The organism is Bacillus cereus group sp. BceL291 (assembly GCF_051776705.1).
In the GTDB taxonomy this organism is placed as follows: Bacteria; Bacillota; Bacilli; order Bacillales; family Bacillaceae_G; genus Bacillus_A; species Bacillus_A cereus.
The window spans coordinates 301561-318072 of the sequence record NZ_JBPWAP010000001.1 but is presented as its reverse complement, the minus strand read 5'-3'; the positions used below and the strand labels follow the sequence as shown (position 1 = coordinate 318072).

The window sequence follows — 16512 nt, the reverse complement described above, 5'->3', positions numbered from 1 at the left end:
TAATTTGAATGTATAATCAAAAAATTGATTGATCGTTCAATTAAATATTAGTAAGAAATTATTAGTATGTCAAATGTTTTATACCTACATCTTGATAAGGCTCATTTTCTGAAACAAGCCCGTTTTTAAGAAAGCCAAGCTTCCTATTCGCCCTGAAAACATACTATAAATGGAATCCCCTCATTTAGAACAAGAGGAACTTGTTATGAATGATACTAAAGGAGGAATAGGGTAATGAGCGAAAAGTGTGAACACAGACATGATGATTGTAACCGCAGACATGGTTGCGGAGGCGGTTTTGCGCTTCTAATCGTATTGTTTATTTTATTAATTATCATCGGTGCTAGCTGCTTCGGCGGAGGCGGCGGTTGTGGTTATGGCGGTTACGGCGGCTACGGATATGGTGGCTACGGCGGATATTGCTGCTAATTATTAAAAACTATTGAAAATGGCCTTGTGCAATACGCACAAGGCCATTTTATTCATATTTTTATATGCTGTGATAATTTATTAATGTACAGAGAACGGATTAAGAAGAAGAAAATGATCTCGATAATCCCGAAAAAGGTGAGTACGATACATGTCTCTTTTAGTAAGGAGAAAGAAAACATGCTTTGTAAAAACTTAACCGCAAATAATGTGTGAACACCAGCAACGATGTAAGGAACGAAAAATAAAATTCCTAATTGAATCGTTGCAGAGCGAAACATTTCTGATTCAGTTAAGCCAAGCTTTGTAATCGTAATATATTTTTGTCTTTCAGTTGTTAAGTCATTATACATACGGAAGTATAGAACACTAGCCGCACCGATAAAGAAAATAAAGCCGAGAAATGCCCAAATAAAGAATTGAGCAACTGCATTTCCTTTACCGTAAATGAGTTCATCCGTAGCCGTATGTATGAAGAAAGGAACTTGAGCGTTCTCTTCTGTATGCTTTTCGTAGAACTCACGCGCATCGCCACTAATAACACGTAACATATTTTTGGTTGGAACGATTGCATTTTCCCAGTTTTCTACGAAGTAGTTATAGATTACAGTTGTTTCAATATGAGGAATCATATTATCAAATACATAATCTTGTACGACAGCTAAATGTGGGAATGCAAAGGATGGTTCGATTCCCTTATTAATAAACCCTTTAATATGAAATTCTTTTTTATTAGAACCGAGTGTAATCGTATTTTGCTTTGCAAATGGATTAGATACGAGATCGAGAAGTTCTGGTGAGTGCCGAGAAATAATATAAACTTCTGTAGAATCGATTGTTATTTCCGGTCTTTTCAATTGTTTAGCAATTGCGTTATAATCACTCATCTTCATAAGCATAATATCTTCTTTGGAAGCTGTATCTTTTAATACTGTAAACTTATATTTTTTGTAAAGAAAATTATTAGTTGTAAGCTCCGTTTCAATTGTAGAAATATGCTTTTGTTCAAGGGAATTGTCACCTTCTGATGTATACGTGAAGGGAACGGGATATCGCTCTAATACTGATGCCTTCGTATTGTTATTAGCGGCGAATAATCCAATAATAATCGTAAATGCAAGTGCAGATAGCATAGAAACAATAAAGAGTACATTAATATTACTGCGTGTACGAGAAACTAAATCTGAAATCCATAACATATTTATTTGTTTCAAATAAAACTTTCTGCGCTTCTTTAAAATATAGATGAAAAGAAGGAATGTTTGTGAAAAGAATAAATATGTCCCGACTATTACGAGCGGTAAAATAGATAACATAATAAAAAAGACAGATCCATTTTGCACATTTTTTTCCGTTACGTAGCCTCGCGGATAACCAGCGATATAATAGCATAGCCCTAAACAAATTAAAGCGAATAAAGAGATGAGTATAGATGGTCTTTTTTCAGCTGGCATTTTCTTGTTCCCTTTAATGAGGTGGGCTGTCTTTCGAGTACGAATAAACATTGGTGTAAATGTAGAAACGATTAAAAATAAAATGATAAACGTTACGGTTGTAACGATAATCGCTTCTGTTGGCCAATATAAATAGAGACCTTTCGCACTTGTTAATTTCGAAGTGACTAATAAGAAAAAGTTAGAAAATACAAGTCCACCTTGAATGCCGATAAAGATAGATAATATCCCAATTATCATGTTTTCGGTAAATAACAATCTTTTTAATTGTCTCTGTGAGATACCAAGAATAGTGAGTATCCCGAATTGCTGCTTCCGAACATTTAAAAATGTTCCAATTGAATATAAGAGAAAGAAGAACGAGAACATAACGATCACAAGTTGTGCTGTACTAGCTAAGTTCATTAGAGGATCACGTTCTTGAAAGCTTTGTACACTCTGTAAGCGCGGATGATACGCGTATACAGTAAATGAAAAGAAAACCATGATAGAAAAAGCACTACTTACAAAGTAGGCGAAATATGCTTTCGAATTACGCGAGACATTTTTAAATGCGAATTGCCAAAATGTCATCCACGTCTTCCTCCTAATAACGCTAGAACATCTAATATTTCTTGATAAAATTTCTCGCGATATAATCCGCGGTGTAGTTCATTGTAAAGCTCTCCATCTTTAATGAAAATAACACGGTTACAATAACTTGCTGCAAACGGATCGTGCGTAACCATTAAAATCGTTGCATCTTCTTCTTTATTTAATTTCGTAAATAACTCCATTACGTCAATTGCCGCTTTTGAATCTAAGTTTCCTGTCGGTTCATCGGCTAGTAAGAGAGAAGGGTGATGAATAACAGCACGTGCTACTGCGGTACGCTGTGCTTGTCCCCCAGAAACTTCAAAAATACGCTTGTCCAAAATATGATCAATTCCAAGCTTTTTTGAAATGTTATCAAGCTTTTCATCCATTTCTTTTAATGGAACATTATCTAATGTTAAAGGTAGTACGATATTTTCACCGATTGTTAGTGTATCTAGTAGATTAAAGTTTTGGAAAACAAATCCTAACTCTTGTCGGCGGAAAATAGCTAACTTCTCTCTACGAAATGTGTGCGGTTTTTTTCCGTTAATAACGACATCACCAGAAGTAGGGGAATCAATTGTAGAGATAACGTTTAAAAATGTAGATTTACCACTGCCAGATGGTCCCATGATAGCGACGAATTCACCTTTATCTACATGTAAATTTATATTTTTTAAAGCAGTATGAGGAACTTTTCCTTCATACACTTTTGAGACGTTTTTTATGTGTAAAACTTCTTCCATAGTAATCACCTTTCTATCCTTTAAAACTTAATATGTTGTGATAATTTTTGCATATAAAAGGAACGAATTAAAAGGAAAAATAAAATTTCAACTGTTCCAAAAATCAACAGTACGACTGTAATTTCAGCGAAGAACGAGAGATGTAATATTTCTTGTAGCATCTTTGTCGCAAACATCGTATGGATTGATGCCATAATGTAAGGTACGAAGAAAAGAATCGCAAGCTGAATTGTCGCTGAACGTTTCATTTCAGTCTCAGTTAAGCCGATTTTCGTAATCGTTATATATTTTTCTTGCTCATTTGTTAAATCTGTATACATCCGGAAGTAAAGAACACTGCCAGCACCGATAAAGAAAATAACTCCTAGGAAAGTACCAATTAAGAAGAACGAAGCGACATTTAGTTTTGTCTTATATAGAGAATCGCTCGCTTCACTTGCATGGAAAGGTGGATGCTCTGCTTGAATTGCTGCATTATCGTTATGGATTTTTGTTATAAACGATGAACCGATATTATGTGCTTTTTCCCAATCTGTAACTTTGAAGTTATATACACTCATTTGTTTGGAAACGGTGGATAAGGCTTCTACATTTTCATCAGATAGTATGAGTAATTGGTATATTAAGCTGTTTGGGAATGGGCTATAACTTTTATATTCTTTCACTTGTAGTTGTAAATTGTTTTGAGTAAGTGTAAGAGTATTTTTCTGTTCTTTATTATGGAGCGTTCCAATAACTTGATCATCTAAGTCTTTCATAAGAATATAAGATTCATTCTTATTGACCGTGAGCGTTTCCCAATTTAAAGCCTTAGCAAGTACATTATAGTCACTTTGTTTAATGGCATAATAGAGCTGCGTGTTATCTTCAGCTGAAGATACTTCATATATATCTGTTTTAAATTTTGTATAAGTAAAGTGCTCTTCATTAAATTTCTGCTCTAACCAGTTTAAATGTTCATCAGCTAACGTATTTTCAGTATGCGATAAATAAGTAAACGGGAAAGGATTTTGTCTAATCGCATCAAACTTTGTAAATTTCCCGAAGCCATATAAGAATGTAATCATTGTAAAAGCGAGCGTCGATAGCATCGCTACAATAAAGAGCATGTTAATGTTTGTCCCAATACGTGATGCTAGATCTGAAATCCAAAGCATATTAATTCGTTTCATATAAAACTTTCTTCGTGTTTTTAAAATACGAATAAGTAAAAAACTAATTTGTGAAAAGAAAAAGTATGTTCCAGCTGCAATAAGCGATGGGATGACAAATATACTAGAGACGGCATATAAAAGCCCAATTATGTCACCTAGCGACATAAAATACAGCGGATTTGCGGCTAACGCATATCCACATATTAAACAGGTCGCACCAAATAGAGAGATGAGCACGGATGCTTTTCTTTCTTTTTGTTGTTTTCCTTCTTTTAAAAGACGTACGGCTTTTCTCGTGCGAATGAGCATCGGTGTAAAAGATGATACGAGAATGAAGAGGCCGAGAAAGATGATGATAGTTAAAACGATAGCACTTGTAGGCGGATATAAATATAAACCAGGTACGTGTGTAATTTTGGCGGTAACTAACAAAAAGAACTGTGAAAAGACAAGTCCAAGTTGAATGCCAAAAAATATAGAAAGAGCACCAATTAACATATTTTCTATAAATATGAGTCGCTTTAATTGTTTTTGAGATATGCCAAGCACTGTTAAAATCCCGAACTGTTTTTTTCGTACTTTTAAAAACGTCCCGATTGAATACAGTAAAAAGAAAAATGAAAAGAACACAATGACAACTTCTGAAATTGTCATTAATATGTTCAGAGAAAAATTCACGTCTGTCATATGCAATTTAGGATGAAATAAATAAACTGCAAATGAGAAAAAGATTGCGATGGAGAACGCACTGCTTACAAAATAGGCGAAATAAGCTCTGGCGTTTCTTGTGACGTTTTTAAATGCAAACTGCCAAAATGTCATTCACCTAAACCTCCTAATAGGGTGAAGATGAAAAGAGTATGAGAGATACTCTTTTCATCAAGTTTGTTTTAAATATTTTGTCCACTCGTGTAATGTGATAATTTTTGCATATAAAGTGAACGAATGAATAAGAAAAATACGATTTCAACGAATCCAAAAATAATAAGAACGGCTGAAATTTCTTTGAACAGAGATAAACCAATTACATCTTGTAGCATTTTTGTTGCGAACATTGTATGAATGGATGCCATAATGTACGGAATGAAAAATAAAATACTAAGTTGAATGGTTGCAGATCGTTTCATCTCTGTATCTGTTACACCGATTTTAGAAATCGTTATATATTTCTTTTGTTCGTTCGTCAAATCCGTATACATTCTAAAGTAAAGAACGCTACCAGCTCCAATGAAGAAAATAACTCCTAAAAATGTCCCGATTAGGAAGTACGCGGCACTACCTGATGTTATTTTGTATAACGATCCTGCTGATTCAAAGGATCGAATAAGAGGCCCTTCATACTGGTATTTATTTCGATCTTTTTGCACTTTTTTTATAAAATTATCAGCAATTTCATATGTCTGTTCCCAGTTTTGAATTTTGTAATTGTATGCTGATATATGTTTTACGGTGTTAGGTAAGTTATTTACGATAACATCAGGCAACACTATCGTTTGATATGAAAAGTCAGATGGGATTGCGTTTACATGCTCATAGCCTTTAACTCTTAATTTCGTATTTGTACTAGAGAGTGTAATGTAATCTCTATTGTAGCTTTGCTCAAATTCGTTGAATATGGTGATATAAGATGTCCCTGTTAACACATATGCTTCGTTATCATCCATAAATAGTTGTTTCATTCGTAAAGAATTCGCAAGTTTGTTATAGTCACTTTGCTTAATTGCGTATACGTCATTATAAATAGCTATATCTTTATCTTCTTTTAGTGGTGTTTCATATATATCAGCTTTTATTTTTTGATAAGGGAAATGCTCTTTTTGTAATTGTTGCTCAAGCCAATTTAAATGCTCTGTAACAAAAGGGTTCGCATCATAAGAGAAATAAGAAATTGGGAAAGGGGAAGTTCTATTCACCTCTAGCTTAATAAATTTCCCGAATCCATATAGGAACGTGATCATTGTGAAAGCAATTGTAGAGAGCATCGCTACAATAAAAAGCATATTAATATTCGTCCGAATACGGTTTGCTAAATCTGAAATCCAAAGCATATTAATCCGTTTCATATAAAATCTTCTTCTTTTCTTTAAAATATAAATCAGTAAGAAACTAATTTGAGAAAAGAAAAAATATGTTCCTATTGTAACAAGCATTGGGATAACGAAAATACTCGAAACCATATATATAACACCGATTTGCGGGCTTACTGATACGAAATATTTAGGATTTCCAGCTAACGCATAACCACCAAATAAACAAATCGCACCAAATAATGAAACAAGTATGGATGGTTTTCTTTCTTTTTGTTTTCCACCATTTGTTTTTAAAAGGTGTACCGCTTTTTTTGTACGAATAAGCATTGGTGTGAATGCAGATACAATGATAAAAAGACTAAGGAAAACAATGGTTGTTAAAATAAACGCGTTAGTAGGACCGTATAAATATATTCCTGGAACATGCGTAAGTTTGGCTGTTACTAATAAAAAAAATTGAGAAAAAACAACTCCAAACTGCATGCCGAAAAAGATAGATAAAATCCCGATTAACATATTCTCCATAAAAACAAGACGATGTAATTGTTTTCTTGATATTCCTAAAATGGTCAAAACACCAAATTGTTTTTTTCTAACTTTTAAAAAAGTACCAATGGAATATAGTAAAAAGAAGAAAGAGAAAAATACAATTACTACTTCTGAAAATATCATTAATCCTGAAATTTCAGAGGTCATGTCAAAGTTTTGTAATTTCGGATGGAATAAGTAAACAGCAAACGAAAAGAACACAGCAATGGAAAAGGAACTACTTACAAAGTAAGCAAAATAAGCTCTCGAGTTGCGCGTGACGTTTTTAAATGCAAATTGCCAAAATGTCATAGATTATACCTCCGGCTAGAAGATATAGAAGTAGTTGTATTGCAAAAAATGTATGAGAGTGTGTTCTCATACATTTTGCTTGCATATGTTACGATCATGCTTCGGTCACCTTCTCCGTATGTTCTGCTTGATTATTTGCAGCGTTGTGGAAGATGATTTTAATCGTCGTTCCTTTACCAACTTCAGAATCTAGTTTGACAGAGTGACCTAAATAATCACAAATTTTACTTACAATATAAAGCCCCATACCAGTAGATTCTCCGAATGCGCGACCGTTTTTCCCAGTGTAAAATGGTTCAAATACTCTTCGAATATCTTCTTGCGGAATACCAACACCTTCATCACGAACTTCTAAAATAATATCCTTTCCGTTTCGGTAAGCAGATAAGAAAACTTTCTTTCCGCGCTCACCAGAGTAACGAACAGCATTTGTCATTAACTGATAGATGATAAATTTTAGCCATTTCGCATCAGAAGCAACTTTTAAATCAGAATGGACTTCTAAAACAGGGAAGACACCATTACGAATGAATAGTTCTTTTAATCCGTTAATATTTTTTGTTACCGTATCTTTTAATGAAATCGTCTCAACATGGAAATCTTCATGGAAGTTATTTAACCTAGCCATGTATAAAGCCATATCAAGCCCTTGGTTTAGACGCTCTAATTCTTTTTTAAACTTTGGAATTAAATGCTCGTCTTCCATTTCTAGCACCATAAGCTGCATAACAGAAACAGGTGTCTTCATTTGATGTACCCAGTGGTTAATGAATAATTGATGTTCTTGTTGTTTTACTTCATACGATTGTAGTTCTTTTTGGAAGAGGCGGTACTGCGTACGCACGAGTTCATTGACACCGTGAGGCATCGGAGCAGTTGCTCTTTCAATAAACGCATCTTCCATTTTTTCTGGTTGCTCGCTTAATCTATGGTACATTCTACGATTGCGAACGTAACGGTAAGCGAGGAAACAAATAAATAAATATAAACTTAAAACGACGAAATAAAATTTATTGTTTTGAAATCCATCTACTGCATCATAAAGAACGAAAATGATACCGAAGTTTAAAACGTACAGTAGGAAAAATGCAAAATGATCACGTAAAAATAGCTTCATGCTTATTCACTCCAAGTTGCGTTAAAGCGATATCCAAGTCCACGTACTGTTTCAATAGAGTTCTCAATACCAAGCTCATTAAACTTTTTACGAAGACGCGTAATGTTTACGTTTAATGTATTTTCTTCAACGAAGCTTTCGTCATCCCAAAGCGCAGCTAATAAATCTTCACGGCTTGCTGTACGAGGGAATTTAGATAATAACATTTCAGCTAAAATAGCTTCTTTTTTCGTTAAAAGAACTTGTTCAGATCCGAAGTGAATTTCAGGACGTTCTGGGAATAGTTTTAAACCTTCTACTTCAACGATACGTTCAGAAATATTTGGTGCATAATCACCGTAAATACGGCGTAATTGTCCTTTAATTTTTGCCATTACAACGTCGTAGTGGAATGGTTTTGTAATGTAATCATCCGCACCGCTTTCAATTGCCATAATTTGTTCCATCTCACCAGCACGCGCTGAAATGAAAATAATTGGACAAGTAGATTCATGACGAATTTGACGGCACCAGTAGAAACCATCGAATTTCGGTAAGTTTACATCAAGTAAAACAAGATGTGGTTTCACAGCGTTAAACGATTCCATAATATCATCGAAATTCTCTGCAACAACAGCTTCATAACCGTACTTCTGAATGTGAGATTGCAGTAATGATGAAATATTTGGATCGTCTTCAACGATTAAAATTTTATACATATGTATATTCCTCCTCAGAAAAACAATTGTAGCTATAGTGTATCATGTGTTTCAAGTCTTTTCATTATGTTGAAAGATAAGCTAGTAAACAGTATAGGTTAAAAGTGAGAAAAGTAAAAAGGGCCTCGTATATAATTGACAATCAACTGAAATCATTTTAACATTTAGATAAGTATCTAAATGTCTAATTATCGAAAGGAAGAAAGACATTGAATCAAGCATTCAAAGCATTAGCAGATCCAACAAGGCGAAAAATTTTAGACTTATTAAAAGAAGGTGATCTAACCGCTGGTGAGATCGCTGAACATTTCAATATGACAAAACCAAGTATTTCACACCACTTAAACGCACTTAAAAATGCTGAACTTATTCAAGATGAAAAGAAAGGGCAATTCGTTGTGTACTCTTTAAACACAACGGTCTTTCAAGATTTGTTGACTTGGGTGTTTACATTTACGAATAAGGGGGAAGAGGGGAAATGAGAAAGCATATATTTCCGTTACTATTAATAGCTTTAACGATTATTGCATGGTGCATCGCGTGGCCGCATTTACCGGGAGAGGTTCCGAGTCATTGGAATGTGTCTGGTGAGGTAGATGGGCGTATGTCAAAAATGGGCATGATGATTTTGGATGTTGCAGTTATGGTTTTTATATATGCTTTATTGACTTTATTGCCTAAGATAGATCCTAAGCATGAGAATTATGAGAAATTTTCTAAAGGGTATAATGTAATAAATTATAGCGTATTATTCCTATTATTTTTAGTAAGTATCATTGGAATTGGAGCTGGATTAGGTTATGACATTCCAATGAATAGTACACCATATATTCTTGTTGGTCTTTTATTTATAATCATCGGAAACTATTTACCACAATGTAAACCAAATTACTTTGTAGGTATAAAAACACCGTGGACATTAAGTAACGAGGAAGTATGGAGAAAGACACACCGTTTTAGTGGGAAGGTGTTTGTTGTATTAGGAGTTATTATGATTTTAAGTATTTTTGCTCCGGCAGCGTGGAAAGGTTTCCTAATCATTGGCATTATTACCGGTGCAGTAGGATTAACAATGGGATATTCATATATTGCTTATAAAAAAGAAATAGGGGCTTAATAAAAAATTATGGGGGAGAGAGGATGAAAAGACACGTATTACCATGGAGTTTAATTATTGGCATTGTAATTGGATGGTATATTGTATGGCCACATTTACCAGAACAAATTCCACGCCATTATAATGCAGCAGGAGTAGTAGATGGATATTTTTCTAAAGTAGAAGCAAGTTCTGTTTCAATAGGAAGCATGATGTTGCTGTATTTGATATGGCTAGCTCTTGGGTATATTGACGTAACGAAAGATAAGTATAAACAGCATGCTAAAGTCCTTTCCGCAATCCGTTATGCTATTCTTTTGATAGGATTCGGCTGTAACTTATTTGCGCTATTAGCAGCGTCTAATTATATTGCATCGGGCTCAATTGCATTTAATTTTGGACTTGGAACATTGTTTCTTGTACTAGGTAATTACATGCAACAAACGAAGCCAAACGGGTTAGTAGGCATTCGAATGGACTGGACATTAGAAAATCCTGTAGTTTGGAGGAAAACACATAGATTTGCTTCGAGGGTATTTGTAATAGGTTCACTTTGTATATATGCCGGGGCTTTGCTTCCAGATCCATTTAATATTTTTATAGGGATTGGAATCATATTAATATGCATTATCGTATCAACAATAAAGTCATATAGTATTTATAAAGAAGAGTTGAAAATGTAAATAAAGCTGCTTTTCCTTTTAGGGAAGAGCAGCTTTGTTTTTTATCACTTCTTCAAAACCGGTATCCAAATTTCACTTTTAAAGTTTGGAGAAGATATATCTTTCTGTTTATTCCACAATATCTCCGGTCCTTCCGCTAGTTCATAGTTCGAAGAAGGGAACCATTCAGAGTAAATACGTCCCCATACATTTTGTAATGCATCAGGAAATGGACCGACAGCTTCGAATATAGCCCATGTTGAAGCAGTAACTTCAAGCTGTTTAAACTGCTCTGGACAATCCTTTGTTGTGGCTACTCCAATGTAGTGATCGAGTTCTCCCTTTTCCTCCATTCTTCCTTCAGAAAAGTTAGTAGAAGCACTAATGATTCCAGTAGGTTCAATGTTTGAAAGGGACTTTAATGTTTGAATAGAATCTGGGTTTAAACTTTTCCACATAGAAGCAATTTCTTCATTTACACCGTTAAAAACGATTGGTACTCGTTTTGTAATACCTATAATTCGAAATGGCTCTTTTTCTTCAATTCGATAGTTCATTTCATTTCCTCCTTGAATGGATAATTGGAAGGTCATTGGTGAATAAGCCTTCAAAGAATGGCTACTATTTCGGGCTTCAGAAGGTGTTATACCGTGCAAGTTTTGAAATGCACGAGCGAATGAATCTGGTGAGTTGTACCCATATTTTATAGCGACATCAATGACTTTTGCATCGCTATTTTTTAGTTCAAAGGCAGCGAGAGTAAGACGTCTACAGCGAATATAATCAGACAGTGATATACCTGCTAAAAACGAAAACATTCTTTTAAAGTGATACTCAGAACAGAGAGCTAGCCTCGCAACTTCTTTAAAATCAATTTCATTCGTAAGGTTATCTTCAATATAGCGCATTGCAGTATTCATATTTTTAAGTGAATCCATATTATGACCTCCTCTGTACATAGAATAGCAGGAACGAAATAGCTCCATCCGACATTTCGTGCACAACTTTGTAGGGGACATTTTTAACCTTACAAAATTGTAATGTTCCTGTAAGGAGAATGAATGGATGGTATGATATCCCAATGTTATAGTAACAAAGTACTTTTGTTCAGTAGGTTAAATTTTTATATCTTTACTTATGCGTCTTACATAACTGTCATGTTTGTGTAAGAAACATCGATAGTGGCAAGAGTAGAGAGTGTATATAGTTGAAAATAGAGAATAGAAGAAATGAGGGATGTCGAGATGAAAACAGTGTTAGAAGCAAAAAATATTGAAAAAGTGTACGACACGGGTGGGAATAAATTTGCAGCGTTAAAAGGTATTAACTTACAAGTAAAAGAAGGTGAGTTCGTTGGAATTATGGGACCTTCTGGTTCTGGTAAGACGACTTTACTGAATGTTCTTTCTACAATTGATAATGCGACGAACGGTGAAATTTTAATTGATGGAAAAGATATTGTAAAGATGAATGATGATAAGTTAGCGTTATTCCGCCGTGATCATTTAGGTTTCATTTTCCAAGATTATAACTTATTAGATACGTTAACGGTGAAAGAGAATATCGCTTTACCACTTGCGTTATCAAAGGTGAAAGCGAGTGAGATTGATCGCCGCGTTCTTGAAATCTCAAAGAAATTCGGTATTGATCATATTTTAAGTCAGTTCCCATATCAAGTATCTGGTGGACAGAAGCAGCGCTGTGCAGCATCGCGTGCAATTGTTACGAATCCAAGTATGATTTTCGGAGACGAGCCAACTGGAGCACTTGATTCTAAATCTGCAACAGATTTACTTGAAAGTATGAAGTCGTTAAATGAATATGATAACTCAACAATTTTAATGGTAACGCACGATGCGTTTGCAGCAAGTTATTGTAAACGAGTTATTTTCATTAAAGATGGTGAACTATATAAAGAATTACATCGCGGTGAATCGACGCGTAAACAGTTCTTCCAAAAAATTGTTGACGTAATGTCTTCTATTTCTGGAGGTATGGCTGATGACCTTATCTAGCATTGCCCTCCGCAACATACAGCGGAACTTTAAAGACTACTTTGTATATTTTGCATCTATGATTTTTAGTATCGTTATTTATTTTACATTTAAAGCACTGCAATATAATTCACAAATGGAAAAAGCAGCAGAAGCTTCAAAAAAAATTAGCGGAGCGTTCCAAGTTTCAAGTGTGATGCTTATCATTTTCGTAGCAGTGTTCATTATATATTCGAACGGATTCTTTACACGTAAACGTAAAAAAGAAGTTGGCTTATATTCGTTATTAGGTATCCGTAAAAGACAAATTGGTAAAATGCTCTTTTATGAAAATATGTTAATGGGATTAATGTCATTAGTAATTGGGATTGCGATCGGTAGTGTCCTTTCAAAATTATTCCTTGAGTTATTAGTAAATATGATGGGATTAAATTTAAACGTTCATTTTGAAGTACCGATGGCTGCCATTATTGATACAGCAATTATTTTCTTTGTGATTATTTTATATACATCACTTCAAGGATATCGTTTAATTTATCGCTTTAAGTTAATTGAACTTTTCCGTGCAGAACGTGAAGGAGAAGCAATGCCAAAAGGATCTGTCATTATGGCATTAATTTCAGTTTTCTTAATCGGTTCAGGTTATTTTTTAGCATTAATGTACATGAAAGCAGTTATGTATGCAGACTTTATGGTCGTTGCATTATATATTTTATTAGCGACAGTAGCAGGGACTTATTTACTGTTCATGTTCTTCACAGTATTTGTATTGAAACGTGCAAGAAATAATAAGTCAGCATTTTATAATGGTATGAATATGGTAACGACATCACAGTTACTATATCGTATTAAAGGAAATGCGAAATCACTGGCGACAATCGCTATTTTAAGTGCGGTAACATTAACAGCGGTTGGTACGTCAGTTACGATGTATTACAACACATTTACGCAATCAAAAGTTGCTGCGCCGTATAGTTATTCCTATGAGAAAAAAGATGCAGCATTAGATAAAAAAGTAAATGAAATACTTGCTGGAGAGAAGAATAATCACCCAGTCACATATGAATCAGAAGTTGAAATGATTTCTGTGAAGGGAACATTTAAAGGTGAAAGAGCTGATCAAGTTCTGAACACACACTATAATGTTACGAATCAGTACCAGCTTATTTCTCAATCAAGCTTTAATACACTTGTGAAACATTTAGATGTAGAACCTGTAAATTTAAGTGCGAATGAAGCTTTCGTATATGATAGCTTATATATTGAGAAACTTGGTTTTGGTCCTCTTTATACAGGAAATACAGCTGTATTCCCTGTTGGAAACGAGTCAAAAGAATTAAAAATTAAAGGTGTAAATAATAGAAGCCTTACAAATTTAAATGAACTATTTGTAATCGTTCCTGATAAAACATATGAGCAAGTGAAACAAGTAAACGAAACGCGTACTGTAAAAAATATTGATGTAAAAGGTGAGCGAAATAGTAAAGAGTTAACAGCAAAATTAGCAAGCATTATGCCAGCTGGAGAATCAGAAGTTTTAAAACCATTTAACGATTTCTATACAGGATTCCAAATGGGGCTTGAAACAACAGGCTTAATGATGTTTATTGGGTTATTCTTAGGATTAGTATTCCTATTAGCAACAGGCTCAATCATTTACTTTAAACAATTAACAGAAGCAAGTGCTGACCGTGATCGCTACGTTGTTCTTCATAAAATTGGTGTAACGAAGCAAGAGATGAAGAGAGCTATCGCAAAACAAGTGAGCTTTATCTTTGCTATTCCGTTAGTAATTGGTATTTTACACAGCCTATTTGCACTAAAAGGTTTATCAAATATATTACCATTTGAAATTATGATTCCGCTTCTAATTAGTATCGGAGTATACGGCGCGATTTATATTGGATATTACTTCTTAACAGTTCGTTCTTATTATAAGATCGTGAGTGCGAAGTAATAAGGGACAGCTATCGCTAGAGGCGATAGCTGTTTTTTTATTCTTCATAAAATCTTAAGAAATCTCCTCAATTTTTATTAAGAAATAATAGTTATACTTAGAAACAAGTTAAAAACTATTGAACGAATGAGGAGAGGTTTATATGCAACTCATAACATTCTTACATGAATTTATTAAACATCCGAAACATACTGGTGCAATTGCGCCAAGTTCAAAAATATTAGCAAAGAAAATGGTAGATGTAATTGATTTTAATAAAGCGAAATGCATTGTAGAGTTAGGTCCTGGTACGGGAGTCTTTACGAAAGAAATTATGAAGAGAAAGAAGAAGGAAACAATATTTCTTCTTATTGAAATTAATGAAGTGTTTTGCAAGGAACTAAAGAGAAAATTTAAAGATGAGCAGAACGTCATTGTTGTACACGGTTCAGCCGAAAATATAAAAAAGTATATAGAAGATCTCAATATAGAATGCGTGGATTACGTTTTATCGGGATTACCTTTTACCTCTTTACCAGAAGAAGTTTCAAAGCGTATTTTAAACAATGTAATGGAAGGGATACATGAGAATGGTGAATTTATTACATTTCAATATTCACTTGTGAAAAAAGGATTTATACAGCACTTCTTTCCTGAAATTACGCTAGAGAAAGTGTGGCTCAATTTCCCACCAGCGTATGTCTTTAGCTGTAAAAAAGAGCTAAGGAGAGCATATGCATAATGGAATTACATGAATTATTATCTTATATTGAACAATACGGTTATTGGGCATTATTTTTCTGTTTATGGTTAGGTATTATTGGTATGCCAATTCCAGACGAAATGATCGTAATGAGTGGTGGCTTTGTATCTTCACTAGGGATATTAAGTGTCATTCCTGCATTTTTATTAACATATTTAGGTGTTGTATCTGGGCTTTCTTTAGGTTATATATTAGGGAAAATATTTGGTACGAAAGTACTTGATAAGCTAATGAAAAAGAAAAAGGCGAAATATCTTTTGAAATCTCAACAAATGGTAGAGAAGTATGGTCATTATGCGTTAGTCACAAGTTACTTCATACCAGTTGTAAGACATATCGTACCGTATTTAGTTGGAATGAATAACATGCCATTTAAGACGTATGCTTTGTATTCTTATACGACAGGATTTGTTTGGACACTCGTTTACTTTGTGCTCGGTGCTTTATTTGGACAACACATTGAAAGTATTGTAGCGATTGCGATAGAATATGGCTTGTATTTTGGCGTGATTGTTTTTATTGTTACAGGTATTCTTTATTTATATAGACAAAAAAGAATCACACTGATGAGTAAATAGAAGTAAAGAAAGTTTCTTCCAGTATGAAGGACAAGATAGGATTATAAGTATAAAATTATCTTTATTTAATGGTAAAATATAGGTAAGTAGTTAAGGGAGGAAGAGCGTTGTGCTACTCATTTTTAGCCTTATCTTAATTGGAATTATGTGCAGTATGAAAATAGTATCTTTACACATGATAGAACGACAAAAGGTAGAGGAACGATATGTATATTGTCCAAAATGTGATACAAAAATTAGAAGAGGAAATTCAGCTCCTTTTTGTTCGAAATGTAATTTAATATTTTAAAAATAAAAAGTCCGAAATCACTTTATATAGTTTCGGACTTTTTATTTTTAAGTAAACATTAATCCACCTAGTTCTCTTTCGTTTGTTTATTAGCTAAAATGGATTATGAATAACAATAGTATGTAAACGAAAATAAATATAAATGTACAC

16 protein-coding genes are annotated in these 16512 nt (G+C 33.9%); 9 read left to right on the top strand and 7 right to left on the bottom strand.

Annotated elements, in window-relative coordinates; genetic code table 11:
- The first annotated feature begins 234 nt into the window (after positions 1-234).
- Entirely contained in the window at positions 235-429 is a 195-nt protein-coding gene (locus ACS2CR_RS01700; protein ID WP_001290395.1) for a YjcZ family sporulation protein, read from the top strand.
- A 53-nt stretch (positions 430-482) separates the two neighbouring features.
- Here the strand turns inward: ACS2CR_RS01700 and ACS2CR_RS01695 are convergent, their stop codons facing one another.
- The 6 genes from ACS2CR_RS01695 to ACS2CR_RS01670 all read right to left on the bottom strand — a co-directional run bounded on the left by ACS2CR_RS01695 (position 483) and on the right by ACS2CR_RS01670 (position 9044).
- Positions 483-2456, bottom strand: a complete 1974-nt coding sequence (locus tag ACS2CR_RS01695; protein ID WP_000144954.1) for an FtsX-like permease family protein — start codon at positions 2454-2456, stop codon at positions 483-485.
- A complete protein-coding gene (locus tag ACS2CR_RS01690; protein ID WP_000393250.1) occupies positions 2453-3205 on the bottom strand; it encodes an ABC transporter ATP-binding protein in 753 nt (250 codons plus the stop codon). Before ACS2CR_RS01690 ends, ACS2CR_RS01695 begins: the two co-directional genes overlap by 4 nt.
- A 20-nt stretch (positions 3206-3225) precedes the next feature.
- Complete coding sequence (locus ACS2CR_RS01685; RefSeq protein ID WP_153602466.1) at positions 3226-5181, bottom strand: FtsX-like permease family protein; 1956 nt, start codon at positions 5179-5181, stop codon at positions 3226-3228.
- Between the two features lie 68 nt (positions 5182-5249).
- Entirely contained in the window at positions 5250-7229 is a 1980-nt protein-coding gene (locus tag ACS2CR_RS01680; protein WP_153602467.1) for an ABC transporter permease, read from the bottom strand.
- A 94-nt stretch (positions 7230-7323) separates the two neighbouring features.
- Complete coding sequence (locus ACS2CR_RS01675; protein WP_000765341.1) at positions 7324-8346, bottom strand: sensor histidine kinase; 1023 nt, start codon at positions 8344-8346, stop codon at positions 7324-7326.
- 2 nt (positions 8347-8348) lie between these two features.
- On the bottom strand, positions 8349-9044 hold the full coding sequence (locus ACS2CR_RS01670) for a response regulator transcription factor (RefSeq protein ID WP_000276738.1): 696 nt from the start codon (positions 9042-9044) through the stop codon (positions 8349-8351).
- A 209-nt stretch (positions 9045-9253) separates the two neighbouring features.
- On the opposite strand from ACS2CR_RS01670, the gene ACS2CR_RS01665 reads away from it, so the two are divergent.
- From ACS2CR_RS01665 to ACS2CR_RS01655, 3 genes are read left to right on the top strand one after another with little or no spacing between them, the layout of a single operon-like run.
- On the top strand, positions 9254-9526 hold the full coding sequence (locus ACS2CR_RS01665) for an autorepressor SdpR family transcription factor (protein WP_001070526.1): 273 nt from the start codon (positions 9254-9256) through the stop codon (positions 9524-9526).
- A complete protein-coding gene (locus tag ACS2CR_RS01660) occupies positions 9523-10161 on the top strand; it encodes an SdpI family protein (RefSeq protein ID WP_053514582.1) in 639 nt (212 codons plus the stop codon). The genes ACS2CR_RS01665 and ACS2CR_RS01660 overlap by 4 nt, the downstream gene beginning before the upstream one ends.
- A 23-nt stretch (positions 10162-10184) precedes the next feature.
- Positions 10185-10823 carry an SdpI family protein gene (locus tag ACS2CR_RS01655; protein WP_000820678.1) on the top strand — a complete coding sequence of 213 codons (639 nt, stop codon included), beginning with the start codon at positions 10185-10187 and terminating at the stop codon, positions 10821-10823.
- A gap of 44 nt (positions 10824-10867) precedes the next feature.
- Here ACS2CR_RS01655 and ACS2CR_RS01650 read toward each other — a convergent pair whose 3' ends face one another.
- Positions 10868-11740, bottom strand: coding sequence for an AraC family transcriptional regulator (locus ACS2CR_RS01650; protein WP_000377728.1), 873 nt, complete (start codon positions 11738-11740; stop codon positions 10868-10870).
- Between the two features lie 306 nt (positions 11741-12046).
- Here ACS2CR_RS01650 and ACS2CR_RS01645 point away from each other — a divergent pair, with 306 nt between their 5' ends.
- The 5 genes from ACS2CR_RS01645 to ACS2CR_RS01625 all read left to right on the top strand — a co-directional run bounded on the left by ACS2CR_RS01645 (position 12047) and on the right by ACS2CR_RS01625 (position 16362).
- Complete coding sequence (locus ACS2CR_RS01645; RefSeq protein ID WP_000859655.1) at positions 12047-12817, top strand: ABC transporter ATP-binding protein; 771 nt, start codon at positions 12047-12049, stop codon at positions 12815-12817.
- Positions 12804-14753, top strand: a complete 1950-nt coding sequence (locus ACS2CR_RS01640) for an ABC transporter permease (RefSeq protein ID WP_153602468.1) — start codon at positions 12804-12806, stop codon at positions 14751-14753. The genes ACS2CR_RS01645 and ACS2CR_RS01640 overlap by 14 nt, the downstream gene beginning before the upstream one ends.
- A gap of 142 nt (positions 14754-14895) precedes the next feature.
- Positions 14896-15474, top strand: a complete 579-nt coding sequence (locus ACS2CR_RS01635; RefSeq protein WP_001176053.1) for a class I SAM-dependent methyltransferase — start codon at positions 14896-14898, stop codon at positions 15472-15474.
- Positions 15474-16073: a DedA family protein gene (locus tag ACS2CR_RS01630; RefSeq protein ID WP_000418920.1), complete on the top strand. Its 600-nt coding sequence runs from the start codon at positions 15474-15476 to the stop codon at positions 16071-16073. Before ACS2CR_RS01635 ends, ACS2CR_RS01630 begins: the two co-directional genes overlap by 1 nt.
- Before the next feature lie 109 nt (positions 16074-16182).
- On the top strand, positions 16183-16362 hold the full coding sequence (locus tag ACS2CR_RS01625; protein WP_001986677.1) for a hypothetical protein: 180 nt from the start codon (positions 16183-16185) through the stop codon (positions 16360-16362).
- Positions 16363-16512 lie beyond the last annotated feature (150 nt).